Annotated in this window: 25 protein-coding genes; 8 read left to right on the top strand and 17 right to left on the bottom strand. The window is 73.0% G+C overall.

Annotation, left to right across the window (positions count from 1 at the left end; all coding sequences use genetic code 11):
- Positions 1 to 8: 8 nt before the first annotated feature.
- Complete coding sequence (locus HII36_RS16385; protein WP_173524044.1) at positions 9 to 764, top strand: GntR family transcriptional regulator; 756 nt, start codon at positions 9 to 11, stop codon at positions 762 to 764.
- A gap of 10 nt (positions 765 to 774) precedes the next feature.
- Here the strand turns inward: HII36_RS16385 and HII36_RS16380 are convergent, their stop codons facing one another.
- The 4 genes from HII36_RS16380 to HII36_RS16365 all read right to left on the bottom strand — a co-directional run bounded on the left by HII36_RS16380 (position 775) and on the right by HII36_RS16365 (position 4,507).
- Entirely contained in the window at positions 775 to 1,710 is a 936-nt protein-coding gene (locus HII36_RS16380; RefSeq protein WP_173524043.1) for an RNA polymerase sigma-70 factor, read from the bottom strand.
- On the bottom strand, positions 1,707 to 2,639 hold the full coding sequence (locus HII36_RS16375; RefSeq protein ID WP_173524042.1) for an NAD-dependent epimerase/dehydratase family protein: 933 nt from the start codon (positions 2,637 to 2,639) through the stop codon (positions 1,707 to 1,709). Before HII36_RS16375 ends, HII36_RS16380 begins: the two co-directional genes overlap by 4 nt.
- 72 nt (positions 2,640 to 2,711) lie before the next feature.
- Positions 2,712 to 3,578: a GNAT family N-acetyltransferase gene (locus HII36_RS16370; RefSeq protein WP_173524041.1), complete on the bottom strand. Its 867-nt coding sequence runs from the start codon at positions 3,576 to 3,578 to the stop codon at positions 2,712 to 2,714.
- An 8-nt stretch (positions 3,579 to 3,586) separates the two neighbouring features.
- The gene (locus tag HII36_RS16365; protein ID WP_173524040.1) at positions 3,587 to 4,507 is read right to left on the bottom strand and encodes an NAD(P)-dependent oxidoreductase; all 921 of its coding nucleotides are present in this window, start codon (positions 4,505 to 4,507) and stop codon (positions 3,587 to 3,589) included.
- 103 nt (positions 4,508 to 4,610) lie between these two features.
- Here HII36_RS16365 and HII36_RS16360 point away from each other — a divergent pair, with 103 nt between their 5' ends.
- On the top strand, positions 4,611 to 5,207 hold the full coding sequence (locus tag HII36_RS16360; protein WP_173524039.1) for a TetR/AcrR family transcriptional regulator: 597 nt from the start codon (positions 4,611 to 4,613) through the stop codon (positions 5,205 to 5,207).
- A gap of 4 nt (positions 5,208 to 5,211) precedes the next feature.
- Here HII36_RS16360 and HII36_RS16355 read toward each other — a convergent pair whose 3' ends face one another.
- Both HII36_RS16355 and HII36_RS16350 read right to left on the bottom strand, forming a co-directional pair.
- Complete coding sequence (locus HII36_RS16355; protein ID WP_173524038.1) at positions 5,212 to 6,627, bottom strand: MFS transporter; 1,416 nt, start codon at positions 6,625 to 6,627, stop codon at positions 5,212 to 5,214.
- A 31-nt stretch (positions 6,628 to 6,658) separates the two neighbouring features.
- On the bottom strand, positions 6,659 to 7,048 hold the full coding sequence (locus HII36_RS16350) for a RidA family protein (protein ID WP_173524037.1): 390 nt from the start codon (positions 7,046 to 7,048) through the stop codon (positions 6,659 to 6,661).
- Between the two features lie 69 nt (positions 7,049 to 7,117).
- Between HII36_RS16350 and HII36_RS16345 the strand changes: the two genes are divergently transcribed.
- Complete coding sequence (locus tag HII36_RS16345) at positions 7,118 to 7,720, top strand: CGNR zinc finger domain-containing protein (RefSeq protein ID WP_173524036.1); 603 nt, start codon at positions 7,118 to 7,120, stop codon at positions 7,718 to 7,720.
- A 96-nt stretch (positions 7,721 to 7,816) separates the two neighbouring features.
- Entirely contained in the window at positions 7,817 to 8,932 is a 1,116-nt protein-coding gene (locus tag HII36_RS16340) for a DUF418 domain-containing protein (RefSeq protein WP_173524035.1), read from the top strand.
- Between the two features lie 6 nt (positions 8,933 to 8,938).
- Here the strand turns inward: HII36_RS16340 and HII36_RS16335 are convergent, their stop codons facing one another.
- The 8 genes from HII36_RS16335 to HII36_RS16300 form a co-directional block, all read right to left on the bottom strand.
- A complete protein-coding gene (locus HII36_RS16335; RefSeq protein WP_173524034.1) occupies positions 8,939 to 9,430 on the bottom strand; it encodes a VOC family protein in 492 nt (163 codons plus the stop codon).
- A gap of 96 nt (positions 9,431 to 9,526) precedes the next feature.
- The gene (locus HII36_RS16330) at positions 9,527 to 10,273 is read right to left on the bottom strand and encodes a PIG-L deacetylase family protein (RefSeq protein ID WP_173524033.1); all 747 of its coding nucleotides are present in this window, start codon (positions 10,271 to 10,273) and stop codon (positions 9,527 to 9,529) included.
- A gap of 3 nt (positions 10,274 to 10,276) precedes the next feature.
- A complete protein-coding gene (locus HII36_RS16325; protein ID WP_173524032.1) occupies positions 10,277 to 11,464 on the bottom strand; it encodes an ROK family transcriptional regulator in 1,188 nt (395 codons plus the stop codon).
- Positions 11,465 to 12,295, bottom strand: coding sequence for a carbohydrate ABC transporter permease (locus HII36_RS16320; protein WP_173524031.1), 831 nt, complete (start codon positions 12,293 to 12,295; stop codon positions 11,465 to 11,467). It abuts the gene before it with no gap.
- A gap of 1 nt (position 12,296) precedes the next feature.
- A complete protein-coding gene (locus tag HII36_RS16315; protein WP_173524030.1) occupies positions 12,297 to 13,202 on the bottom strand; it encodes a carbohydrate ABC transporter permease in 906 nt (301 codons plus the stop codon).
- A 3-nt stretch (positions 13,203 to 13,205) separates the two neighbouring features.
- Positions 13,206 to 14,618, bottom strand: a complete 1,413-nt coding sequence (ngcE, locus tag HII36_RS16310; RefSeq protein WP_173524029.1) for an N-acetylglucosamine/diacetylchitobiose ABC transporter substrate-binding protein — start codon at positions 14,616 to 14,618, stop codon at positions 13,206 to 13,208.
- A gap of 114 nt (positions 14,619 to 14,732) precedes the next feature.
- A complete protein-coding gene (locus HII36_RS16305) occupies positions 14,733 to 15,692 on the bottom strand; it encodes an N-acetylglucosamine kinase (protein WP_328807737.1) in 960 nt (319 codons plus the stop codon).
- Between the two features lie 25 nt (positions 15,693 to 15,717).
- Positions 15,718 to 16,968, bottom strand: a complete 1,251-nt coding sequence (locus HII36_RS16300; protein WP_173524028.1) for a 6-phospho-beta-glucosidase — start codon at positions 16,966 to 16,968, stop codon at positions 15,718 to 15,720.
- 177 nt (positions 16,969 to 17,145) lie between these two features.
- Here HII36_RS16300 and HII36_RS16295 point away from each other — a divergent pair, with 177 nt between their 5' ends.
- The 3 genes from HII36_RS16295 (at position 17,146) to HII36_RS16285 (ending at position 20,663) form a co-directional block, all read left to right on the top strand.
- Positions 17,146 to 19,080, top strand: coding sequence for a sensor histidine kinase (locus tag HII36_RS16295; RefSeq protein ID WP_173524027.1), 1,935 nt, complete (start codon positions 17,146 to 17,148; stop codon positions 19,078 to 19,080).
- Between the two features lie 82 nt (positions 19,081 to 19,162).
- Complete coding sequence (locus HII36_RS16290; protein WP_173524026.1) at positions 19,163 to 19,822, top strand: hypothetical protein; 660 nt, start codon at positions 19,163 to 19,165, stop codon at positions 19,820 to 19,822.
- A gap of 7 nt (positions 19,823 to 19,829) precedes the next feature.
- Positions 19,830 to 20,663: a pentapeptide repeat-containing protein gene (locus HII36_RS16285; protein ID WP_173524025.1), complete on the top strand. Its 834-nt coding sequence runs from the start codon at positions 19,830 to 19,832 to the stop codon at positions 20,661 to 20,663.
- Here HII36_RS16285 and HII36_RS16280 read toward each other — a convergent pair.
- The 3 genes from HII36_RS16280 to HII36_RS16270 form a co-directional block, all read right to left on the bottom strand.
- The gene (locus HII36_RS16280) at positions 20,590 to 20,982 is read right to left on the bottom strand and encodes a hypothetical protein (RefSeq protein ID WP_173524024.1); all 393 of its coding nucleotides are present in this window, start codon (positions 20,980 to 20,982) and stop codon (positions 20,590 to 20,592) included. The two genes, HII36_RS16285 and HII36_RS16280, sit on opposite strands and share 74 nt — an antisense overlap.
- 18 nt (positions 20,983 to 21,000) lie before the next feature.
- Positions 21,001 to 21,759 carry a hypothetical protein gene (locus tag HII36_RS16275; RefSeq protein ID WP_173524023.1) on the bottom strand — a complete coding sequence of 253 codons (759 nt, stop codon included), beginning with the start codon at positions 21,757 to 21,759 and terminating at the stop codon, positions 21,001 to 21,003.
- Between the two features lie 174 nt (positions 21,760 to 21,933).
- Positions 21,934 to 22,755 (bottom strand): NAD(P)H-binding protein, encoded by an 822-nt coding sequence (locus HII36_RS16270; RefSeq protein ID WP_173524022.1) that lies wholly within the window; start codon positions 22,753 to 22,755, stop codon positions 21,934 to 21,936.
- A 152-nt stretch (positions 22,756 to 22,907) separates the two neighbouring features.
- Here HII36_RS16270 and HII36_RS16265 point away from each other — a divergent pair, with 152 nt between their 5' ends.
- Positions 22,908 to 23,372, top strand: a complete 465-nt coding sequence (locus HII36_RS16265) for a MarR family winged helix-turn-helix transcriptional regulator (RefSeq protein WP_328807736.1) — start codon at positions 22,908 to 22,910, stop codon at positions 23,370 to 23,372.
- Positions 23,373 to 23,394 lie beyond the last annotated feature (22 nt).

The following is a 23,394-nucleotide window of genomic DNA, read 5'->3' as shown; positions in this document are numbered from 1 at the left end:
CGACCGCGATGAGTCCCGACGCCGGGCACGAGGCGAGATACCGCGCCATCGCCGCCGACCTCGCCGCGAAGATCCGGTCGGGACACTACGCGCCCGGCGCGGCCCTGCCGCCGCAACGGGAGCTGAGCGCGGCCTACGGGGTGACCCTCATGACGCTGCGCCAGGCGTTGCGTCAGCTCAGCGACGAACGGCTGATCGTGCAACGGCCGGGCAAGGGCACGTTCGTCGCACCGCCGCATCTGGCGTACCAGCTCGACTCGCTCCGCAGCCTGGTCGACGACCTGCGGAAACAGGGCCACGACGTGCGCACGGTGGTGGCCGGGCGGGCGGTGCGCCGGGTCCCGGCCCGGATCGCCGCGCAGCTGCGGCTGCCGCCCGGCGACAGCGCGCTGCGGCTGGAGCGGGTGCGCGAGTTCGCCGGGCGCCCGGCCGTGCACCAGGTGTCGTGGGTGCGCCGGCCGGTGGCCGACCTGATCCGCGACCGCGACTTCACCGCCGTCTCCCTCTACACCGCGCTCGCCGACGAGGGGGTGGCGGTGGCGCGGGCGTCGGAGGTGGTCAGGCCCGGCCTGCTCGACGCCGCCGCCGCCCGCCACCTGCACGAGCCGCCGGGCAGCCCGGTGCTCGTCAGCACCCGGATCACCTACACGCTCGACGCCACGCCGGTGGTGTGCGACCACGCCACGATCCTCGGCAGCATGATGGAGATCCGCACCGAACGCGCCGCCACCGGCCTGTCCCTCACCTGGGGCGCCACCAGCTAGCCGCGCCCGGTCACGGGCGGCGCGCCAGGGTCGCCTCGCGCAGGACGGCGAAGGCGTCGGCCACCGGCCCGACGTGCGCGAGCTTGTCGGGGTTGAGCACCGTGTGGATCGCCTGGATCCGCCCGTCGAGGATGTCGAGCGCCCACACGTTGACGATCCTGCCGTCGCGGTCACGGAAGATCGCGCCAGGCTGGCCGTTGACCTGCCTCGGCTCGACCCGGCCGCCGATGCGGGCGAACGGCTCGGCCAGCGCGGTCAGCACCCGCGCCACGTTGCCGGCGCCGGCGATGACGCCCGAGCCCCACAGCGGGGCCTTGCCGCCGCTGTCGGCCACCAGGTGCACGTCGGCGGCCAGCAGTTCGGCCAGTCCGCTGACGTCGCCCTGGCTGAAGGCGTCGAAGAAGTGCCCGGCCAACTCCTCGCGGGCGCGCCGGTCGGCCTGGAACCGCGTCCGCCCGGCCGCCATGTGACGCCGCGCCCGGACGACGAGCTGGCGGCAGGCGGCCGGCGAGCGTCCCACGGCCGCGGCGACCTCGTCGAAGCCGAACCCGAACACCTCACGCAGGACGAACACCGCCCGCTCCAGCGGGCTGAGCCGTTCCAGCAGGAGCAGCGCCGCCATCGACACCGAGTTGGCCAGCTCGGCCGAACGCTCGGGGTCGGCGTAGGGGTCGCTCAGCAGCGGCTCGGGGAACCACGGCCCGACGTACTCCTCGCGCCTGACCCGGGCCGAGCGCAGCACGTCGATCGAGATCCGGGTGACCACGGCCGACAGGAACGCCTTGGCCGAGACGGGCCGGGCCGGGGTGGCGGCGTAGCGCAGCCACGTCTCCTGGACGGCGTCCTCGGCCTCGCTCACGCTGCCCAGGATCCGGTAGGCGATCGAGAACAGCAGCGGCCGCAGCTCCTGGAACTCCGCCGCCCGCCGCTGGAGCGTCTCCGTCACGCGAGCTCCCGCTGGAAGCCCTGCCGCCAGGAGGCGTGCCGCGGCCGCCAGCCGAGCTCCCGCCGCGCCTTGGCGTTGGAGAAGCCGCGCCCCTCGGTCATCATCGTCACGGCCACGTCCCCGGCCAGCGGCCTGGCCAGCCAGGCGGGCACGCGCAGCGGCGGCCTGGCGCCGGCGCAGGCGGCCAGGTGGGTCAGCCAGTCGCGGGCCGGGGCCGGCTCGTCGTCGGCGATGTTGAACACGCCGCGGGCCTGCTGCTCCACGGCCAGGACGGTGGCCGAGGCGGCGTCGTCCAGGTGGATCCACGAGCAGTGGCCGGCCCCGCCGCCGATGATCGGGAACTGCCGCTTGCGCACCGGATCGGCCAGGTCGTCCATGGCGCCGGGGCCGTAGAACCAGCCGTAGCGCAGGACCGCGCCGCCGGCCTTGACCACCACGTCCTCGACGTGGGCGAGCGCGGCCATCCCCGGTTCCGCGGCCGTTCCGGTCATCGGGTCCAGGCCGTCGTCCTCGGACTTCACCCAGCCGCCCGCGCGGACGCCGTTCCAGGCGCCGTAGCCCTGCGCGACGACGTGCGGGACGCCGGTCGCCGCGGCGGCGGCCAGCAGGTGATCGGTGCCCTCGGTCCGCAGCCGGTTGGTGCCGGCGAACCAGCGGTCCATGTGTTTCATGTCGGCCTTGCCGGCATGGGTGACGGAGATCGCGGTCATCTGGTGCACGATCACGTCGGGCCCGGCGGTGGCGACCGCCTCGCCGACCGCGGCGGCGTCCAGCCCGTCCATGGTGACCGCGGCGGCGCCCAGTTGCCGCAGCAGGCCAAGTTTGGCCGGGTTCGTGGTGGTGGCCGTGACCTCATGGCCGCGCTCCACCAGTTGCGGCACCAGCCGCCGGCCCAGCACACCCGTTCCACCCGCGACGAATATCCGCATGATCGTCACCTTCCGCTCGGATTCCCTGTCGAAACGGGAGACGATTCGGCTCGCCCGGCTGTGACATGCCGGTCAGCCGGGGCGGCAGGAGTCCCTGACCTCGGGGAGCGGGCGGAACCCGGCCGAGCGGTAGGTGGCGACGGCGCCGGTGTTGACGCTCGGGGTGCACACCAGCGCGCTGGAGGAGCCCAGCTCGCGCAGCGCGGCGGCCGCCGCGAGGGTGATGGCGGTGCCGTGGCCGCGCCCCCGGTGGTCGCGGTGCACGCCCATCGGTTCGAGCAGCCCCGGCCTGCCCGGCCCCGCCGACCACACGGTCACCGCCGCCACCGCCGCGCCCCGGTCGTCGTGGGCGACCAGGCAGCGGGCGTCCGCGTACGGCGCTCCGGCCGCCATCGCGTGCCAGCGGTCGCCGGTGAACGTCGAGCCGTCGAACGAGGCCCGCTGGACGGCGGCCCGCACGTGCGCCTGCCGCGGCCCGGTCACCTCGATCCGCACGCCCGGGCCGGGCACCGGCTCAGCCAGGTCGCGGGTCAGCGGGGTCCACGGCTCGTCGGCCTTCCAGCCGAGCTCGGCCAGCAGTTCGGGCACCAGCGCGCCGGCGGGCGTCTCGACGTTGGCCCGGCCCGCGGCCAGCACGCCGCGCTCCGGTTCGCCGAGGTCGCGGGCCAGGCGCCGGGCGAGCGCCGCGTCCCGGTACAGGTCCGGCGCCATGGTCAGGCGCAGCAGGTCGGGCTGGTCCAGCAGCCCGACGGCGAGGACGCGACCGTCCCGGCGCCAGACGCGCAGCGCGGCCGCCGTCGCCGCCGCGCCGAAGCGCCAGAACCAGCCGATGTCGCCCGGGTGCAGCTGCATCGGCGCGCCCTCGTGCTGCCAGGCGCGCAGCGCGGCCACGATCGCGCCCAGTCCTTCGGCATCCGGCACGGTCAACACGATCGCCATGCCCGCGATCACACACCATCGCGGGGCCGCCGCGCACCGGGTTTTCCGCCCGGCCAGGCCGGCGGCCGCTTCATCAGCTCGACGAGGCTGGAGAAGCTGTCGGCCGCGTGACCCGCGTGCACGCCGCGCCTGAACAGGTCGGCCACGGCGGCCGGCAGCGCGGTGTCCACGCCGGCGTCGGCGTTGGTGTGCAGGACGTGCTCGACGCTGGCCAGGCCCATGGCCAGCCGGTCGACGTCGCCACCGTGCTCGCCGGCGTCGATGCGCCGGGCGTAGAAGGACAGGAAGTCCGGCATCGAGCTCATGGTCTGGACGGCGTGCGGCAGGACGTCGTCCGCGCTCAGGCCGTGGGCGTCGGCCAGGGCGACGGCCTGCCAGAAGCTGAGCATCGACGTCCAGAACATGACCATGCCGAGCTGGTAGAACAGCGCGGCCAGCCCGGGGTCCTCGCCGCGGTAGTCGGTGCCGGTGAGGGCTTCGAGCACGGGCCGGTGGGCGTCGAAGGCGGCGCGCGGGCCGCTGTAGAAGGTGGACGACTCGGGCCTGCCGATGCCCGACGGCGGCACGGTCACCCCGCCGGCCAGCAGCGTCGCGCCGTGCCCCGCGGCCCAGCGCGCCCCCTCGCGGGTCTTGGCCGGGGTGTCGGAGCTCAGATTGACCAGCACCCGGCCCGGCAGCGCGCCGGCCGCGGGCTCCAGCACGGTGTGCATGGCGTCGTAGTCGGTCAGGCTGAGGATCACCAGTTCGCTCGCGGCCAGCGCCGCCTCGACGCTCGCTGCACGCACGGCGCCCCGCTCGACCAGGGCGTCCGCCCGGGACGGGGTGCGGTTCCACACGGTGACCTTATGGCCGTGGCCGAGCAGGGCCAGGGCCATGGCCTGCCCCATGGGGCCGAGCCCGATGACCGTCACAGGCTGCTGGGAATGCACGTCGGACCTCCACGCCAGAACTAGAAAGAACGCTCTATTCAGAACGATGGGGGAAACCTAGCACACCTCTAAAGCGAACGTTCTAACCAGTAAGCTGGTGGGCATGGCCCCGTCCAGCACCAGAGATCGCATCGTCGTCGCCGCCGCGCGCCTGCTCCAGCGCCAGGGCTACGTCGGCACGGGCATCAAGCAGATCGCCAAGGAGGCGCAGGCCACCCTCGGCTCGGTCTACCACTTCTTCCCCGACGGCAAGCAGGCGGTCGCGGTGGCCGCCATCCAGCACGGCGAGCAGGAGTTCACCGCCCTGCTGCGGGACGCGCTCGACAGCGAGGCCGACCCGGCCGCGGCGGTCCGGGCCTGTGCCGACCGGCTCGCCGAGGCGTTGCGCGAGTCCGGCTGGGTCGACGGCTGCCCGATCACCGCGGCCGCGCTGGAGACGCTGGGCACCGACGCGGAGATCCAGCGGGTGTGCGCCGAGGCGCTGCGCGTCTGGGAGGGTCTGGTCCGCGACAAGCTGCTGCGCTCGGGCCTGGCCGCCGCCGACGCCGGGGAGCTGGCCACCACGGTGATCAGCGCGCTGGAGGGCGCCGAGGTGACGGCCCAGGTCAACCGCAGCGAAGAGCCGCTGCGGGTGGCGGGACGGCAACTGGCCCGCCTGGTCGGCACCTACGTCCCGGCGACGAACCCATCGGCAAGCTGAGCGGCTACCGGCGTTCCTCCGGCAGCGCCGGGACGGCGATCGCCCCGGCGACCGCCACACCGGCGCACACCCAGAACGCCAGGGCGTACCCGGCGGTCTGGGGGCCGGTGTGCGAGGCGGCCAGCGTGGTCAGCGCGGCGAGCCCGAGCGAGCCGCCGACCTGGCGTGAGGTGTTGAGCACGCCGGAGACCAGCCCCGCCTCGCCCGGCGCGGCCCCGGACGTGGCCGCGGTGGCCAGCGGCGGGGCGATCAGGCCCATCCCGCCGGTGATGAGCACGCCGGGCAGCACGATGCCGAGCAGCGGCCCGATGTCCTGGCTGATCACGGCCGCCTGCCAGGCGAAACCCGCCGCCGAGAGCAGCGCGCCGGCCACCAGCACCGGACGCAGCCCGAGCCGGCCGACCAGCCGCGGCGTGGCCTTGGCGGCGACGACGATGGCCAGCGTGTGCGGCAGGAACGCCAGGCCCGTCTGGAGCGCGCTGTAGCGCAGCACCTGCTGCATGTAGAGCGACAGGAAGTACCACACCGCGAAGCCCGCGAAGCTCAGCAGGAACTGCACGACGAGCGCGCCGGACACCGAGCGGGCGCGGAAGACGCGCAGCGGCATCAGCGGCGCCCGCGCGAACCTGGCCTGCACCAGCACGAACACGGCCAGCGCCAGCACCCCGACGGCCATCGGGAGCAGCGCGCGGGCCGAACCCCAGCCGTGGGCGGAGGTCTGCAGCAACCCGAACTCCACGGCCGACAGCCCCAGCGTCACCGCGACCGCCCCGGTCAGATCGAGCCCGCGAGTCCCGGAGCCGCCGGGAGCCCGGGTCTCGGTGAGCAGGCGCAGCGCGGCGATGACCGCGACCGCCCCGATCGGCACGTTGATCAGCAGGATCCAGCGCCACGACAGGTGGTCGGTGAGCAGCCCGCCGGCCAGCGACCCCACCGCCCCGCCGGCCGCGCCGACCGCGCCCCACGTGGCGATCGCCCTGGCCCGCACCGGCCCGGCCGGGATGGACGTGGTCAGGATCGTCAGCGTCGCCGGCGAGACCACGGCCGCGCCGAGCCCCTGCAGCGCCCGCGCGGCGATCAGCGACTCGGGCGTGGTGGCCAGCCCGCCGGCCAGGCTGGCGATCGCGAACACCGCCAGGCCGGCGACGAAGACGCGCCGGCGCCCGTACAGGTCGGCGGCCCGCCCGCCGAGCAGCAGGAACCCGGCGAACGTCAGGACGTAGCCGTTGACCACCCACTGCAGCCCCTCGGCGCCCATCCGGAGCTCGGCGTCCATGGCGGGCAGCGCGACGTCCACGATCGCCACGTCGAGGACCATCATGAACTGCGCCAGGCACACCAGCGCGACGATCGGCCAGACGGGGACGGGCGGCGTGGCGGCACCCCGCCCGGACGGGGGTGCGTCTGCGGCTTTCGTCATGATCAGTACCTGTTCCCGCGCCCGGCGGGCGTCACACGACGGCGACGGCATCGAGTTCGACGAGGAACCCGGGCCCGAGGCCGGCGACCACGTGGACGGTGATGGCGGGCGGCGGGTCGGCCCGGTTCCACACCTCCTGGAAGGCGGCCACGCCCTCGTCGAACGTGTGGCCCTGCACCACAGCGATGCGCCAGTGCACGATGTTCGCCAGGCTCGCCCCCTCGCTCTCCAGGATGGTGATGAGGTTGCGGAACACCTGCCTGGCCTGCTCGCCGACGGTGTCGCCGACGACCTTGCCGTCGGGGCCGACGCCGTTCTGCCCGCCGATGTAGATCGTCTTGGCCGGCTGCTCGACCACGACGGCCTGGCTGAACGCGGGGCTGCGGTGCAGCCCTTCGGGGTTGATGTGCCGAACGCCCATGAGTGTTCACCTTTCGCTCGATGACACCGGTAATAGCGGTGTCGCTGCGACACCAGTTATAGTGGTGTCATGCCCGTGAACGCAACCGGACGGACACTGCACGACCCCAAGGGCGGGTCGTTCTGGTTCGACGCCGGCGCACTCTGCCTCGACTTCGCCCACACCGGCGGCGAAGGCCCCTACGCCGTGTTCGAGAGCCTCCACGAGCCCGCCGACCTGGCCGAATGGCTGGCCCAGCCGCCCATCGAGGCGGTCATGACGGTCGAGGTGAGCGCCGCCGACCTGGCCGCGGCCAAGACCCTGCGCCAGGCGATCTGGGAAGCGGCGCACGCCAGGGCGGCCGATCGCCCGCCGCCCGCCGCGGCGATCGCGGCCGTCAACCGGGCCGCGGCCGCCGCGCCGCTGGTGCCCGAACTGGCCGGCGACGGCGCGAGCGCCGGATGGGCGGCGCCGGTGCGGGCGTCGCAGGCGCTGTCGACGCTGGCCAGGGAGATGATCGAGCTGCTGTCCGGGCCGCTGTCCGGGCGGATCCGCGAATGCGCGAGCGACAACTGCCCGCTGGTGTTCGTCGACACCTCACGCCCCGGCGCCCGGCGCTGGTGCGCGATGGAACGCTGCGGCAACCGGCACAAGCTCCGGGCCAGGCGCGCCCGCCGGGCCGCCGACACGTGATCGACCAAAGACGGTCCCGGGTACATCGATGGATGTACCCGGGATCTCGCTTCCGAGGCCGATGAGCGGGCCACGCGGCGTTGCCATGCTGGACGAATGAAGCGGATCGACGCACTCGACGTGCTGCGGGGCGTGGCCATCCTCGGCACCCTGGGCACCAACATCTGGATCTTCACGGCTCCTGGCGGACCGTCCGAGCCCTTCGGCCTGCAGAAGACGGTCGTCGAGACGTTCCTGCACTTCCTCACCAACGGCAAGTTCCTCGGCCTGCTCACCCTGCTGTTCGGGGTCGGCCTGGAGCTGCAGTACCGCAGCGCGGTACGCAAGGGGCTGCGCTGGCCCGGCCGCTACCTGTGGCGGGCGGCCCTGCTGTTCGCCGAGGGCGTCGCGCACTACGTGCTGATCTTCGAGTTCGACGTGCTCATGGGCTACGCGCTGACCTCGATGATCGTCGCGTACCTGATCGGGCGCAGCGAGCGCGTGGTGCGCGGCTGGATGATCGGCGCGGGCGCGGTCCACCTGCTCATCGTCGGCCTGGTCACCCTGCTCCTGCTGAACGCCCCGGCGGCGCGGCCGTCCGGCAGCACGCTCTACCGCGACGGGACCTGGCCGCAGCAGGTGGTCGCGCGCCTGGAGGGCCTGGCGATCTACCGCATCGAGCTGATCTTCATCATCCCGATGGGGATCGTGCTCTTCCTGGCCGGGTCGCGGCTGCTCAGAGCCGGGGTGTTCGCCCCCGAGGGCGCACTGCTGCGCCGCCGGCTGATGATCGCCGGGCTGGGCGTCGCGGCGCCGCTCAACCTGCTGACGTCATACGCCGGTCCCGCCTGGTTCGCGATCGACCGCTACGTGCTGCCGCCGCTCGTGGCGCTCGGCCTGCTCGGCCTGGTCACCACGATCGTGCTGGAGACGCGCGGCGAGCCCGGTCTCGTCCGGCGCGGCCTGGCCGACGTCGGACGCGCCGCCCTGTCCTGCTACGTCTTCCAGAACGTGGTCGCGAGCTTCGTCTGCTACGGCTGGGGCCTGGGCCTGGCCGCCCGGCTCGACTGGCTGCGCCCGTGGTGGGTGCCGGTGGCCTGGGCGGGCATCTGCCTGCTGTTCGTGGTGCTGTCGTCGTGGTGGCTGCGCCGCTTCACCCGCGGCCCGATTGAGCTGGCCTGGCAGTGGGCCTACCAGGCGCCGTTCCGCACGAGCGTGCCCGCGGGCAAGTGAGCCCGGTCAGTTGGAGAAGCCGCCCTGCGGCTGGATGATCTCCAGGTTGGTGCCGTCGGGGTCGTTGAAGTAGGCGACCCGGGTGCCGAGCGCGGCCCGCGGGGTCACCTCGCCCTCGACGAAGGTGTAGTCGTCGCCGAGGAAGTCGTAGCCGGCCTCCTTCATCCGCCGGTACACCGCCTCGAAGTCGTCGACCTTGAAGCACAGGTGCATCGAGCCCGGCCGGTTCGCCGCCCCGTTCGTGCGCTCGCCGGCCGGTTCACGGAACTCGATCAGGTCGATGCCGACGTTGTCGAGATTGATCGTGGCGTAACGCAGTTTCGCGTCGGACAGGCCCTGCGACCGGCCGAAGGGCACGCTGTCCATGGTCTCGCCGGCGACGACCGGCTCCCGCCCGGTCAGCGCACGGTAGAACGCGATCGACGCGTCCAGGTCGGAGACCGAGATGCCGACGTGGGCGGCCCGGGTGAGGTCCATCGCGGTGCTGGAAACGGCCATGGTCCGTCCCTTCCCCGGCCGGGGCGGGGACGTTCACCCGGCCGGGTAAAGATCGTCCATGCCGGGGGACGGCCGTCCGCCGCCCCCCGCGGAAGGTCAGGCGAACGGCAGCAGCCGCCGCAGCTCGCCCGCCTCGGCCCGCCTGCCGTACGGCGCGAGCTGGAAGGTCTCCGGGCCGAGGAACTCCGACCAGTGCTTCTCGACGAAGGCGCGGCAGGCGTCCACGTCGCCGGCCGGGGGCACCTGGTCCAGCAGGCCGCGCTGGTAGGGGGCGAACTCCAGGAACTGGGAGGCGTGCGCGAGGCAGGCGTCCAGCTTGGCCTGCGCCACCGGGGCGACGTCCACGACCACGTCGGCGCGGTGGTGCGGGCCGCTGGCGTAGTCGGTCATCAGCAGGCAGACGGGCTGGCGGTCCATGGCGGGCTTGCCGCACTCGACGTTGCGCACCGTGACGAGCTCCACGGCCTGCTCGGCCAGCCGGCCGGCGGCCCGGTTGTCGGGGTGTCCCGCGCCGTCGCCGTGCAGGGCGATCACCAGGTCGGGACGCCACGCGCGGATCTCGCGCATCACGCGCAGCCGCAGCTCGACCGTGGGCTCCAGCAGGCCGTCGTGCACGTCGAAGATCTCGTAGTCGACCACGCCGAGCGCGTCGGCCGCCCGCCAGGCCTCCTGCGCCCTGCGTCGGGCCAGCGGCGCGCGTTCGAGCTCGTGGTGCCCGGCGTCGCCGTTGGTGAGCGTCAGGAACTTCACCGCGTGCCCGGCCCCGGCCAGCAGGGCGGAGGTGCCGCCCGCGTAGATCTCGGGTTCGTCGGGGTGGGCGGCGATCACCAAAGTGCGCAACATCTCTCAGCTTTCGTTGGGTGTGCCGGTACGGCCTGCCGTACCGGCCTGGAAGACCTGCTCGCGAGTCAGGTCGAGGGCATAGCGGACGGCGCCTTCGAGCACCGCGTTGCCGCTGACCCGGCTGACGGCGACGGTGACGGGCGCCAGGCCCGTGGGGGCCAGCAGTTCGGCGACGCGGGCACGCAGCGGCTCGCCCGCGGCGGTGCACACGGGGCCGCCGAGCACGACCCGGCCGGGGTCGAGCACGCCGACGGCGGCGGTGACGCCGAGCGCGACCCGCTGGGCGAAGTCGTCGAGGAAGGCGCCGGAGGGCCCGGCGCCGAGGAAACCGGTGACGGCACGCAGCGTGGGCTCGACGTCGAGCCCGTGCGCGGCGGCCAGTTCGGCCAGCGGGGCCGCGCCGAGCAGCGCGCCCAGCACGCCGCCGTCGGGGCCGTACAGACGGCCGCAGCTGACCGGGTCGGGCACGATCACCGAGCCGACCTCGCCGCCGCGCCCGGTGACGCCGCGCCACAGCGCGCCGTTGAGCACGGCGCCGGCGCCGACGCCGGTGCCGACCCAGAAGAGCACGAAGCTGCTGCCCTTGTGCTCCTCCAGCTCGCGGATGGCGACCAGGTTGACGTCGTTCTCCACCCGGAAACGGTCAGGGCCGAGCCGTTCGCGCAGGTCACCGAGGTCGTCGAGGTGCGACCAGCCGGACAACTGCACGGCTTGGCGCAGCCGGTGCCCCTCGGGGTCGACGATGCCGGGCACGCCGAGCACGATCTGGTCGAGGTCGGCCAGGGCGACGCCGGCCTCGCGCGCGGCCGCCTCGACCGCGCCGGTCAGGAACGCCACCGCGTCGGTGCCCTCGCCCGGGGCCTCGGCCTGGTGGCCGCCGCGCACCTCGCCGGTCAGGTCGGCCACCGACACCTCCACGGCCCTGGCGGTCAGATCGACGCCCGCCACCCAGGCGGCCGCGCCGTTCAGCTCCCAGAGCTGGGCGGCCGGGCCCGCGTTGCCCGGCTTGGTGCCGGCCTTGCGTGCCAGGCCCCCGTTCTCCAGGCGGCGCAGCACCTCGGCCGCCGACGCCTTGGACAACCCGGTGTGATGCTCGAGCTCGGCTCGGGTGAGCGCGCCGTGCCGCAGCAGCAGCTCCAGGGCGGCCCGCTCGTTGAGGGTACGGAAAACGGTGGGGTTACCGGTGGACACTTACTTCACGGCTCCTGACGTCAACCCGGACTGGATGTGTCGCTGGAAGACGATATAGGCCACCACCACCGGCAGGACGGCCATGCTGAGCGCGGCGAACAAGGCCGGCCAGTCCGCCTCGTACCCGGCGATGGTCGAGATGTCGGCGATGCCCTGCGTGATCACCCAGGTGCTCTTGTCGCCGGGCAGCAGCACCAGCGGCAGCAGGTACTGGTTCCACTGGCCGAGCACGTTGAAGATGGTCAGGCTGACCAGGCCGGGCTTGGCCATCGGCAGCATGACCTGGAAGAACGTACGGGTGTGCGAGGCCCCGTCGATCATCGCCGCCTCGGCCACCGCGTCCGGCAGGCCGCGGAAGAACGAGGTGAGGAAGAAGACGGTGAACGGCAGCGAGTAGGCGATGTAGACCAGGACCAGCCCGAGGTGCGTGTTGAGCAGCCCGAGCCCGTCGACCACGAAGAACAGCGGCACCAGGGCCAGGAACACCGGGAAGGCCATGCCGGAGACGAACAGGAAGTAGATCAGCCGGTTGCCCGGGAAGCGGTAGCGGGCCAGCACGTAGGCCGCCATCGAGCTGAGCAGCATGGTGCCGGCAACGCCGAAGAACACCACGACCACCGTGTTGAGCAGGTAGCGGCCGACGTTGGCGCGTTCCCACGCCCGCGCCCAGTTGTCCCAGCGCAGGTCGGCGGGCAGTTGCAGGGCGTCGCCGAAGATCTCGCCGTTGCTCTTGAAGGAGGCCAGCAGCGTCCAGATCAGCGGGGCGATGATGAGCAGCGCCCACACCGCCAGGACGGCCTGCGCCAGGCCGCCGGAGAGTTTGCGGCCCATGTCAGTAGACGATCCTCTCTCGCCTGGTGACCCGCATCGTCAGCGCGGCGAAGGTGAGGGTCAGGAAGAACAGCGCCACGCCGAGCGCCGAGGCGTAACCGAAACGTGAGTAGCCGAAGGCGTTCTTGTAGATCTCGGTGGCCAGCACCGCGGTCGCGCCGTCCGGCCCGCCCTGCTCCATCGACAGCACGTTGACCAGGGCGAACCCGTCGAAGGCGGCGATGCCGAGATAGATCCAGCCGACCTGGACGGTGTCCCACAGCAGCGGCAGGGTGATGGAGAAGAAGGTCCGCACCCGGCCGGCGCCGTCGAGCGAGGCCGCCTCGAAGACGTCCTTCGGGATGGCGGCCATGCCCGCGGAGAAGAGCACCACGTAGAAGCCGACCGCCTGCCAGACCATGACGGCGATGATCGACCAGAGCGCGAGCCGCTGGTCGGTCAGCCAGCCGACCGGCTCCAGCCCGAGCCGGACGAGCGCGCCGTTGATCACCCCGCTGGAGTCGGGGCGGTAGACGGCCTTGAACAGCACGCCGACCACCGCCACCGCGAGCACCTGGGGCAGGAAGAACACGACCCGGTAGAAGCCGGAGCCCCTGACCCCGGTCATCGTCCCCCCGCGCGCGCCGCCGGCCGCGTTGAGCAGGTAGGCGAACAGCAGCGCGAGTGAGACGGTGGCCAGCGGCATGGCCACGAGCAGGACCGCGTGGTTGCGGACCGCCTGCCAGAAGGTGTCGTTGCCGAACATCCGCAGGAAGTTGTCCAGCCCGACGTAGTCGAGTCCCGCCGAGACCCCGCGCCAGTCGGTCAGCGCGATCTGGAACGCCTGCGCGTACGGGCTGATCACGAAGACGACGTAGAGAAGGACGGGCAGGAGCAGGAACCCCGCCACGAAGCCGTGCCGCCGCATCGGTCAGACGCTCCTGGTCTGCTTGGCGATGGAGGAGTCGGCCTTCAGCTCGTCGGCCTTCTTCTGCATGTTGGCGCAGAACTCCTCGGCGGTGATGCGCCCGGCCATGACCGAGTTGGTCTGGGTCTGCCCGTGGTCGAACAGCTCCTTGTACCAGGTCTCGAAGCGGGCGTCGGTGATGGTGTTCTTGCCCGCGGCCTCCTGGGCCTTGGCGGCGCTGTTGACGGCGGAGGTGAGCTGCAGGCCGTCGACCAGGCCGTTGACGATGGTGAGGTTCTTGGTCATCTCGGTGTAGCCGCGCGCGCCGTCCTTGGACAGCATCACGCGCAGGTACTCCAGGCCGCCCTGCGGGTTCTTGCCCTTGGCGGAGACGAAGAAGGACTCCGAGACGCCGATCATGATCGCCTCGTACGGCAGGACGTCGGCGGCGGTGATGCTCGGGACGGGCGCGATGGCGTACTCGAAGGTGTCCGGCTTGTCCTTGGCCATCTCGTTCTCCAGCCAGGAGCCGCACGGGTAGAACAGGACCTTGTCCTGCAGGTGCTTGACCTGGGTCTGGGTGTGGTCGAGGCCGAAGTAGGCCTTGTCGCCGTAGTCCTTCTGGATCTGCGCCCAGGCGGCGACGGCCTGCTTGACCGGTTCGGCGGTCCAGGCGCCGTCGGCCAGGTTGTCGATGTCGATGATGACCTGGTTGCCGCCGATCTTGGCGGCGCTGTAGACGAGGTTCCACAGCTGGTAGAAGGGGCCGACCTGGCCGGGGTAGGCGAACAGCGCGATCCCGGCCTTCTTCGCCTCCTCACCGAGCGCGTTGAACTCGGCCCAGGTCTTGGGAACGTTCCAGCCCTTGGCCGCGAAGAGCTTGGCGTTGTACCAGAGCGCGCGGTGGGCGACGGTGTACTGCAGCACGCGCGGCACGCCGTCGATGAGCGAGTTCTCGTACGCGCCGCCGACCAGCGTGTCCTTGACCTTCTTGTCGGGGAAGGCCAGCGACGGGGCCTCGAACAGCGGGGTGAGGTCGGCCAGGTGGCCCTCCTGGACCAGCGACTGCAGGTCGAGCGCTTCCGGTCCGGAGTTGTTGACCACGTCGGGCACGTCGCCGGCGATGAAGCGGGGGCGCAGCTGGGTGCCGACCTTCTGGGTGGCGACGTGCTTGATCGGGGCCTGCGGGTGCAGCTTGCGGTAGCCGGCCTGGTGCAGGTCCACGGCGTACTTGTCGCCGTTGCCGCCGCTGAAGATGACGACTTCGAGCTGCCGGGCGGCGTCCACGCCGAACGGGTTGGCCGCGGAGGTCGCGGCGGCGGAGGCGGTGGGCGAGGGGGCGGCGGCGCCGCGGCCGGTGGTGGCACAGGCGGCGAGGGGGGTGGCCAGCGCGGCGAGGCCGAGCCCGCGCAGGACGTCGCGGCGGGTAGGGGACATTGCTTCCTCCTGGACGCTAACCGTCCGGATACCTTCCAGACGGTTAGCGGCCGACTATAGGAGGGGATTCCCGCGCCCGTCAAGGAGGTGACGGGAGCCGGGAATCGCCCGGATTCAGAACCGGCCGCGCAGCCGGGCCTTGGCGTCCTCGCCCGCGCCGATGTGGTCCAGCGCGCTCAGCGCCGCGCCCGCGATGGGCGGCAGCTCGGCGACGACCCGCTCGGCCAGCGGCGCCTCGGCGGCGAACCGCTCGTCGAGCAGCGCGGTCAGCAGCGGGTCGCGGGCCTGCAGGATCCCGCCGCCCAGCACCACCTCGGTCGGCGTGCCGAGCAGGTCGAGCCGGGTGAGACAGACCCTGGCCATCGCCACGATCTCGTCGGCCATCCGCTCGACCAGGCCGCGCGCGATCGCGTCGCCGTCCGCGGCCACCTTGAACAGGCCCGGCGTCAGCTCCATCAGCCGCTCCCGCGCGAGCACGCCGCGATGCAGGTCGATGACCACCTGCTCGACCGTTTCCGCGCCGAAGTGCGACCTGACCAGCTCGGCCAGCTCGGTCGGCGCGCCCCGGCCGTCCTCGGCGCGCACGGCGTGCCACAACGTCTCGGACGACAGCCCGAGACCGCCGCCCCAGTCGCCGCTGATCGCCCCGAGCGACAGGAACCTGGCCAGCCGCCCGCCGGGGGAGACGCCGACCGCGTTGATGCCCGCCCCGCACACCACCGCGACGCCCCACGGGCCCGACGCGCCCGAGCGCAGCAGGGCGAAGGTGTCGTTGCGCACCAGCACGTCGCGGGCCAGGCCGCGGCCCGACAGGGCGGTCGCCAGCTCGTGCTCCTCCTCGGGCAGGTCGGCCCCGGCCAGGAAGGCGACCAGGTGGTCGGCCTGGCCGGTGAAGCCGTCCAGGCCGCGTACGACGTCCTCGACGACCCTGGCGGCCTGGCCGGCGCCCGCGCTCTGCGGCACGAAGGGGCCGCCCCGGCCGCGGGCCAGGATCTCGCCGCGCTCGTTCAGCAGCAGCACGTCGGTCTTGCTGTTGCCGCCGTCCACGGCCAGCACGTTCACCACGGCAGGCACCGCCCGTCCTCGTCCATCAGCGGGTTCACCACGACAGGTACCGCCCGTTGTTCTCCAGGAGCAGGGTGGTCAGCTCGGCGGCGATCGCCTCCTGGCCGACCAGCGGGTGCGCCAGCAGCGCGTTGCGCACCCGGTCCGCGCCGCCGTGCAGGGCCGCCTGCAGCGCCAGCTCCTCGTAGGCGGACACGCCCGCGATCAGGCCGGCGTAGAGCGGCTCCACCGGGTCGACGGGCAGCGGCACGGCGCCGTCCTTGGTGATCGTCGCGGGCACCTCGATGACCGCCTCGTCGGACAGGAAGGGCAGCGTGCCCGCGTTGCGGGTGTTGACCACCTGGACGTCCCCGCGATCGCCGAGCAGCGAGGCGATGAGCGCCACGGCGGCCTCGGAGTAGAACGCGCCGCCGCGCTTGGCCAGCGCCTCGGGCTTGGTGTCGACGGCCGGATCGGCGTAGAGACGCAGCAGCTCCTCCTCCAGCGCGGCGACCTCGGCGGCCCGCGAGGGCTGCCGCCGCTGCTCCTCGACCACCAGGTCGTGGGCGTAGAAGTAGCGCAGGTAGTAGGAGGGCACGGTCCGCAGCCGCTGGATCAGCTCCAGCGGCAGGTGCAGGTCGTCGGCGATGGCCTGCCCGTGCTCGGCGATCAGGCGGGGCAGCACGTCCTCGCCGTCCACGTGGACCGTGCGCTCCCAGGTCAGGTGGTTGAGCCCGACGTGGCCCAGCCGGACCCGCTCCGGCGCCAGGCCGAGGTGGGCGGCGAAGCGGCGCTGGAAGCCGATCGCCACGTTGCACAGGCCGATCGCGCGGTGCCCGGCGTCCAGCAGGGCCCTGGTCACGATGCCGACGGGGTTGGTGAAGTCGACGATCCAGGCGTCCGGCGCGTGCGTCCTGACCTGCTCGGCCAGGTCGAGCACGACCGGCACCGTACGCAGCGCCTTGGCCAGTCCGCCCGCGCCGGTGGTCTCCTGCCCGACGCAGCCGCACTCCAGCGGGAAGGTCTCATCGACCTGGCGTGCCGCCTGGCCGCCCACCCTGAGCTGGAACAACACCGCCTGCGCGCCTTCGACGCCACGCTGGACGTCCGCGGTGGCCACCACCCGAGCCGGGTGCCCGGCCCTGGCCAGCATGCGGCGCGAGACGCCCGCCACCAGGTCCAGCCGGGTGGCGTCGGGATCGACGAGCGCGATCTCGGTCAGCGGGAGCTCGTCACGCAGGCGGGCGAAACCGTCGATCAGCTCCGGCGTGTACGTCGAACCGCCTCCGACAACAGCGAGTTTCATCCCCGTCTCCTTCCATGGTCAACCAATTAGGAAACTTTCCTAACCGGGGCAATCTAGGAAGTCAGGGAGTGTTCGGTCAATTCGGGACGTGCGGCGGCTTACCGATGGGGGTCCTTCATCCGATATCGTCCGGCCACGCCCTGTCAGAGGGAAGGCGGTTCGGAGAGGACGAGTGGGATGCGCCGGCTGGCGATCACCCTGGCGGCACTCGCGGCGGCCATGGTCGCCGTGGCCATGGCGGCCAGGTTCGCGGTGCCCGCCCAGGCCCGCGTGCGCCCCGGGGTGGTGTCCGGCGACGACGTGGCCGGGCTCGCCTACTCGCTGCTCGGCGCGCTGCTGGTGGTCAAACGCCCGCGCCTGCGCGTCGGCTGGCTCATGCTCGCCGGCGGCTTCCTGACCGCCATGCTCGGGCCCGCGCAGGCCGCCTTCGACTGGATCTCCTACCGCGGCGACCCCGCCGACCTGCACGTCGTCCTGTACGTCACGAACGCGGTCGGCGCGCTCGCCATCTTGTCGGTGGACCTCCTGCTGCCGCTGCTCTACCCGGACGGACGCCCGCCCTCGCGCCGCTGGCTGCCGGTGGCGGTCCTGGTGAGCGCGTTCATGGTGATCCAGTCGGTGGCGTTCATCGGCCGGCGGACGCCGCCCGGCTCCCGGCTGGGGCCCAACCCGCTGGAGACGTCCTGGGCGGCGCCGGTGTGGGACGCCGTCATCGCCACGCCGGTCAACCAGTTCGTCATCGCCGAGGCGCTGTGCCTGCTGTCGCTGGTGGCCAGATTCCTGGCCGCGGACGCCGAGCGGCGGCGCCAGATCGGCTGGCTGCTCTACGCGGTCGCGGCCAACCTGCTGGTCGAGCACTGGGCGCCGTTCTCCGTCCTGTCGATGATCACCACCGCGGCCATCCCGGCCGCCATCGTCGTGGCGATCATGCGGTACCGGCTGTACGGCATCGACACCCTGGTCAGCCGCACCCTGATCGCGGCCGGGCTGGTCGGCCTGCTGAGCGCCGCCTACTTCGGCGCGGTCACGCTGTCCAGCCTGCTCACCTCCGGCAGGCACCCGATCGCCGGCGTCGCGGCCGCGCTGATCGCCGGGGCCTGCTTCCAGCCGCTCAGACGCCACCTGCGGCGGCTGCTCGACCGGCTGTTCTACGGCACGGCCGGCGACGTACGGCTGCTGACCGAACGACTCGAACGCCAGGCCCGCTCCGCCGACCCGGCCAGCGCGCTGCCGGCCGCCGCCGAGACCCTGCGCGAGGGGCTGGCGGTCACCGGCGTCGCCGTCCACCTGCCCGGGGTGCCCGGCGGGCGGGTCGAGGCCGGCCACGTGGGGGAGAGGTGCCGCGAGGTGCCGCTGGTCTGGCACGGCGAGGAGGTGGGCCGCCTGCTCATCGGCCCGCCCGAGGCCAGGCGCTTCCCGGCCGCGCACGACGAGCGGGTGATCGCCGCGCTGCGGCCGGGCATCGCCGACATCGCCCACGCCGTCCGGCTGACCGCCGACCTGCAACGCTCGCGCCGGCGCATCCTGACCACCCGCGAGGAGGAGCGCCGCAGGCTGCGCCGCGACCTGCACGACGGGCTCGGGCAGTCGCTCGGCGGCCTGGCCATGTCGATCAACGCCGCCCGCCTGTCGCTGCGCTCCGCCCCCGACGCCGCCGAACGCCTGCTCGCCGAACTGGGCACGAGCATGGCCGACGTCACCGACGACATCAAGACGCTCGTCTACGGCCTGCGCCCGCCCGCCCTGGACGACCTCGGCCTGGCCGGAGCCGTCCGCGCGCTGGCCGGCGAGTCCGCCGTGCCGGAGGTCGGCGTGAGCGTCGAAGGCGACCTGGCCGGGCTGCCCGCCGCCGTCGAGGTGGCCGCCTACCGGATCGCGCAGGAGGCGCTGACCAACGTACGCAGGCACGCCGGCGCCCGTACCTGCCAGATCACCCTGCGGCGGGGCGAGCGGCTGCGTATCGTGGTGGCCGACGACGGCGCCGGACTGCCCGCGGACGTGCGGGCGGGCGTCGGGACGCGGTCGATGCGCGAACGCGCCGCCGAACTCGGCGGCACCTGCACGATCAGCTCACCGCCCGAGGGCGGCACCGTGGTCGAGGCCCTGCTCTGACCCGGCCGTCCGGACGGAGAACCCATGAGGGGAGCGGCCGCTCCCGCCGACCGAGAAGCAGCCGAACGGAACCCGGTGCGGCATGCGCCCTGGCGACAAGCTGATCGAGAAGATCCGCGACGGCGACACGAGCGCCGGAGCGCGAGACAAGGCCACCTCGTACCTGTTGCACGAACTGGGCAAGGGATACCCGCCCAGGAACCTGGCCAGGCTCCTGACCAGCGACAACCCGGACGCGGTCGAAGCAGGCGCCTGGCTGCTCGCCGAGCAGGGCCGACACGGCGTCGAGCTGCGGCACCTGGCCGTCCCCCTGCTCGGCCACCCGGCGGAGGGGGTGCGGTTCTGGGCGATCGACTCGCTGGTGACCTGGGCGACCATCGAGGACGCGCCGGCGCTCGCCCTGGCGATCGCCGCGGTGGCCGACGACTCCCGGGCCGTCCGCTGGAAGGCGCTGCACTTCCTCACCGCGACCGGCCCGTCGGAACTGGCGGCGGGCGCGGCGTCGCTGCCGGATCCGGCGCTGCGGACGCCGGCCCTGTGGCTGGCCGGGCAGAACCTGGGCTCCTTCGACCGCGACGGTATCCTGGCCCGGCTCGGCAGCCCGGACCCGCTGACGGCGACGTTCGCCGTCGCCGCGGCCAAGCGCCTGATCACCATGGACCGGACGCTGCTGGAGCACGCGACACGGGTGGCCGACGACGAGCTCGCCCGCTATGCCGAGAGGGAGCTCGAAACCGGATGAACGCAGCATGACGACCGTCCGCGGGGAGTCGCGTGACCGACAGGCCGAGGTGGTCTTCGACCGGGCGCGTGCGGTGAACGCGGACTTCACCGAGACCCGGTTCGCCGGCTTCTTCGCCCACGACAGCGAGTTCGAGCGCTGCGACTTCTCCGGCGCCGCCTTCGACCAGCTGTCGCTGGGCGGCACCCGCGCCGACGGCCAGGAGTGGGACGGCGTCGCCTGGCCGCGCACCGTCTTCCGCGACTGCGTGTTCCGCCGCACCCGGTTCGCGACGTTCACCCACTTCGGCAACGTCCGGTTCGAGCGGTGCACCTTCGACCGGTCCCGCCTGCGCGGGCAGACCGCCACCCAGGAGGCCGAGTTCGTCGACTGCGTCTTCCTCGGCCCGGTGCGCGACATCAACTTCTTCGGCCGGCCGCCCGCCCGCCTCCGGACGGCGCTGGGCAGGGACCGCAACGACTTCAGCGGCAACGACTTCACCGCCGCCGAACTCGACGACGTCTCCTTCCGCGACATCGACCTGCACGCCCAGCGCTTCCCAGGCCCACCCGGATACGCGCTCCTCGACCGCGTCGCCGAACGGGCCGGCGCCGTGCTGGCGCTGGTCGAGGGCTGGCCGGACGGTGAGCACCGTCGGGAGGCCCGGTATGCGCTGGAGTTCCTCGCCGGGACGGCGGCGGAATGGAACGCCGGTCACGCCCTGGTGACCCCCGCGCAGCTGGGCCGCAGGCTGCCGCCCGCACTTCGCGAAGAGCTGTTCCAGGCGTTCAGACGCACATCCAGCGATACATCCCGTGGCCGAGCCGCACCGCCTGGCGAGCCAGGTCACGTACCGCGGTGATGCGCTCGATCTCGTAGCCGTCGAGCAGTTCGTCCTCGGCGTACTCGCGCAACCGCGCGTCGTCCACGCCGGCGAACGCGGTGACCGTCTCCGGCATCACCCGGTACACGCCGGCCGCCTCGCCGTCGTCCACGAGGACCCGGCTCTCGGGGAACTCGCTGAGGTCGCGTCCGGTGAGCTCGGCGACCAGGTCACCGAGCTCGGAGATCCAGCCCTTGCAGTCGACGTACGGCAGCTTCGCCCCCGCCGGGCCGTAGGACATCGCCCGCTCGGCCGTTTCGTCGGAGTCGGCGGTGAAGTAGTCGACCAGCACACCCATGGTCGAACACCTTATCGATCAGGCCGTCCACCCGCCATGGCGGGGAAGGGCACCGGCGGGGACCGGGACGGAGGACAGACCAGGGGTGGGACGGAACGCGCGAGCCCGCGCCGCCGCCAGGCGGGCCGCGGCGCGGGAATCGGCGGCGTCTCCGGAACGCCAGACCTCCCACGCCGGGTAGGAGGGCCCGTCGATGGCGTCCACGGCGATCAGCCCGCTGATGCGGGCGATGTCGGAGGAGGCGACCAGGTCGAGGCCGACGCGCTGGAGGATGGCCAGCGACATCCGCGCACCGAGCACGCCCGCGCCGTCGGGGGCGCGCGTCGGCAGGGGGCAGTGGAAGACGTCGGTCAAGCCGTGGTCCAGCCGGCCGACGTTCTCGGCGGCGATCCGGCTCAGCTCCTGGGAGATGGCGCCGGCCTCGGCCCGCAGCCACCGCAGCTCCTCCAGATCGGCGGGCGAGACCCACACGCGGGCGTAGATCCCCTCGAAGTGCGGGCTGCGGGCCAGGGCCGCGAAGCCGGGATCGGACCAGATGGTCAGGCAGTCGTTCCAGCCCAGGTCCACCGCGGCCCGTAAGTGCCCGATGCCGCCCTGGACGTCCCCGAGCCGGCCGTGCAGGTCGGCGAGCATCGCATGGATCATCGCCAGCCCCCAGCGCGGCCCCCGCCGCCACGCCTCGGGCAGCAGCGCCGTCAACGCCTGCCGCCCCCGCGTCACGTCCCCGTGGACGAGCGGCCGGCAGGCCGTGTACAACTCGTCGAACCCGACTTCCATCCCCACCCCGAACCGCCTCGGCACCGTGCTTACGGATCTTGAATAACACGATTCACGCCCCGCCCGACAGCGGCAGCCCGGGGGCCTGTTCAGCCGCCTGTCGCGGAGCCTCTGCCGGACGGTGGGCAGGCCCGGCATGGGCATACCAGGGGCTGGGCGGCGGTGCGTGGCGCGTCAGGGGGTGAAGGCGGCCGTGTGCTCCTGGGCCCAGGTGGCGAACGGGCGGCCGGGGCGGCCGATCAGGTGCTCCAGGTCCGTGGTGATCTCGGTCGGCACGCCGTCGTTCAGCTGCTGCCAGTCCAGCAGCGCGTCGGCGATGGGGCCCGGCAGGTAGTCGGCCATCTCCGCCTTCCACTCCTCGCGGGTGACCTGCTTGATGGCGATGTCCCGGCCGATCGCCCGGCCGAGTACGCCGATCTGCTCGGCGCACGTGATCGAGTCGGGGCCGGTCAGCGTGTACGCCCGGCCGCCGAGCGCGGGATCGGTGAGCACGGCGGCCGCCGCCTCGGCGAGGTCGGCCTCATGGAGGGGATCCACGTACGAGCCGGGGAACGGCAGGCTCACCGGCGCCCCCGCCTTGATCGGCCAGGCCCAGGCCAGGGCGTTCCCGGCGAACGTGCCGGGGCGGAGCAGCGTGCCGCGGACGGGGGCGGCGGTCAGGGCGCGTTCGACGTCCAGGTGGGACTTGGCCAGCGGATTGGCGTCAGGGTCCGGCGCAAGCACGGCGGACGACGAGAGCAGCACGAGGTGCGACACCCCGGCGGTGACGGCCTCCTTCACGAACGCGTCGATGTGCGACGGCTCGGCGTACAGGAAGACCGAGTCGACCCCGGCCAGCGCGGCGGGGAAGGTGGCCGGGTCGGTGAGGTCGCAGGCGACGACGGACGGGTCTTCGGGACGGCTCGAAGCGGGACGTACGGGCAGGCCGCGTCGGCGCAGCAGGGCGATGAGCTCGCCGGCCACGGCGCCGCGAGCGCCGGTGACGAGGATGGTCATGTCGGAACAGGCCTTTCTGATCATGGGGAAGCCCGGCGGCCGGGAACAGCGCGGCGGCGCGAGCTTAGGCGGTAAGGTAGAGGGCGTGACACACAAAGTGCGCCACACAAAGGTTGTGTGACGCAAATAAATGTGAGGGTGTGGGACCGCCGGTGTCAAATCGAGCAGAAACGCTGCAGCGGATCATGGACGAGAGCCAGCGGCACTACGCCGCGTACGTGCTGTTCAACCAGGCGCTGGCCGACCATCTGCGGATCCACTCCACCGACCTGCAGTGCGTGGCGCTGCTCGATCTGGAGTCCGGGCCGGTCAGCACCGGGGCGATCGCCCGGCTCACCGGCCTGACCCCCGGTTCCGCCACCCGCCTGGTGGACCGGCTGGAGAAGGCGGGCCTGGTGGAGCGGCACCCGGACCCCGCCGACCGCCGGCGTGCCCTGGTCGCGTTGGCGCCGTCGGCGCGGGAGCGGATCAGCTCGGCCTGGGAGCGTCCGGGGCAGGCGTTCGCCGACGTGCTGAGCAGGTACGCGGACGCGGAACTCGACGTCATCGCCGACTACCTGCACCGGGCCGCCGAGGTCGGCCGCGCCCAGGCCGATCGCCTGGCGAAGGAGCCCTGAGCCGGCGCGGACACGGGTGAGT

Source organism: Nonomuraea antri (genome assembly GCF_013283785.1).
Classification (GTDB): Bacteria; Actinomycetota; Actinomycetes; order Streptosporangiales; family Streptosporangiaceae; genus Nonomuraea; species Nonomuraea antri.
The sequence above is the reverse complement of the archived record's forward strand: the minus strand, read 5'-3'. Positions and strand labels throughout refer to the sequence as shown.

What these genes read in the sequence shown, in the direction of transcription:
- HII36_RS16385 (WP_173524044.1), top strand. Translation starts at nt 9, where the DNA reads ATGAGTCCCGACGCCGGGCACGAGGCGAGATACCGCGCCATCGCCGCC.
- HII36_RS16375 (WP_173524042.1), bottom strand. Translation starts at nt 2,639, where the DNA reads ATGCGGATATTCGTCGCGGGTGGAACGGGTGTGCTGGGCCGGCGGCTG.
- HII36_RS16370 (WP_173524041.1), bottom strand. Translation starts at nt 3,578, where the DNA reads ATGGCGATCGTGTTGACCGTGCCGGATGCCGAAGGACTGGGCGCGATC.
- HII36_RS16360 (WP_173524039.1), top strand. Translation starts at nt 4,611, where the DNA reads ATGGCCCCGTCCAGCACCAGAGATCGCATCGTCGTCGCCGCCGCGCGC.
- HII36_RS16355 (WP_173524038.1), bottom strand. Translation starts at nt 6,627, where the DNA reads ATGACGAAAGCCGCAGACGCACCCCCGTCCGGGCGGGGTGCCGCCACG.
- HII36_RS16350 (WP_173524037.1), bottom strand. Translation starts at nt 7,048, where the DNA reads ATGGGCGTTCGGCACATCAACCCCGAAGGGCTGCACCGCAGCCCCGCG.
- HII36_RS16345 (WP_173524036.1), top strand. Translation starts at nt 7,118, where the DNA reads ATGCCCGTGAACGCAACCGGACGGACACTGCACGACCCCAAGGGCGGG.
- HII36_RS16340 (WP_173524035.1), top strand. Translation starts at nt 7,817, where the DNA reads ATGAAGCGGATCGACGCACTCGACGTGCTGCGGGGCGTGGCCATCCTC.
- HII36_RS16335 (WP_173524034.1), bottom strand. Translation starts at nt 9,430, where the DNA reads ATGGCCGTTTCCAGCACCGCGATGGACCTCACCCGGGCCGCCCACGTC.
- HII36_RS16330 (WP_173524033.1), bottom strand. Translation starts at nt 10,273, where the DNA reads ATGTTGCGCACTTTGGTGATCGCCGCCCACCCCGACGAACCCGAGATC.
- HII36_RS16320 (WP_173524031.1), bottom strand. Translation starts at nt 12,295, where the DNA reads ATGGGCCGCAAACTCTCCGGCGGCCTGGCGCAGGCCGTCCTGGCGGTG.
- HII36_RS16315 (WP_173524030.1), bottom strand. Translation starts at nt 13,202, where the DNA reads ATGCGGCGGCACGGCTTCGTGGCGGGGTTCCTGCTCCTGCCCGTCCTT.
- ngcE (WP_173524029.1), bottom strand. Translation starts at nt 14,618, where the DNA reads ATGTCCCCTACCCGCCGCGACGTCCTGCGCGGGCTCGGCCTCGCCGCG.
- HII36_RS16300 (WP_173524028.1), bottom strand. Translation starts at nt 16,968, where the DNA reads ATGAAACTCGCTGTTGTCGGAGGCGGTTCGACGTACACGCCGGAGCTG.
- HII36_RS16295 (WP_173524027.1), top strand. Translation starts at nt 17,146, where the DNA reads ATGCGCCGGCTGGCGATCACCCTGGCGGCACTCGCGGCGGCCATGGTC.
- HII36_RS16290 (WP_173524026.1), top strand. Translation starts at nt 19,163, where the DNA reads ATGCGCCCTGGCGACAAGCTGATCGAGAAGATCCGCGACGGCGACACG.
- HII36_RS16285 (WP_173524025.1), top strand. Translation starts at nt 19,830, where the DNA reads ATGACGACCGTCCGCGGGGAGTCGCGTGACCGACAGGCCGAGGTGGTC.
- HII36_RS16280 (WP_173524024.1), bottom strand. Translation starts at nt 20,982, where the DNA reads ATGGGTGTGCTGGTCGACTACTTCACCGCCGACTCCGACGAAACGGCC.
- HII36_RS16275 (WP_173524023.1), bottom strand. Translation starts at nt 21,759, where the DNA reads ATGGAAGTCGGGTTCGACGAGTTGTACACGGCCTGCCGGCCGCTCGTC.
- HII36_RS16270 (WP_173524022.1), bottom strand. Translation starts at nt 22,755, where the DNA reads ATGACCATCCTCGTCACCGGCGCTCGCGGCGCCGTGGCCGGCGAGCTC.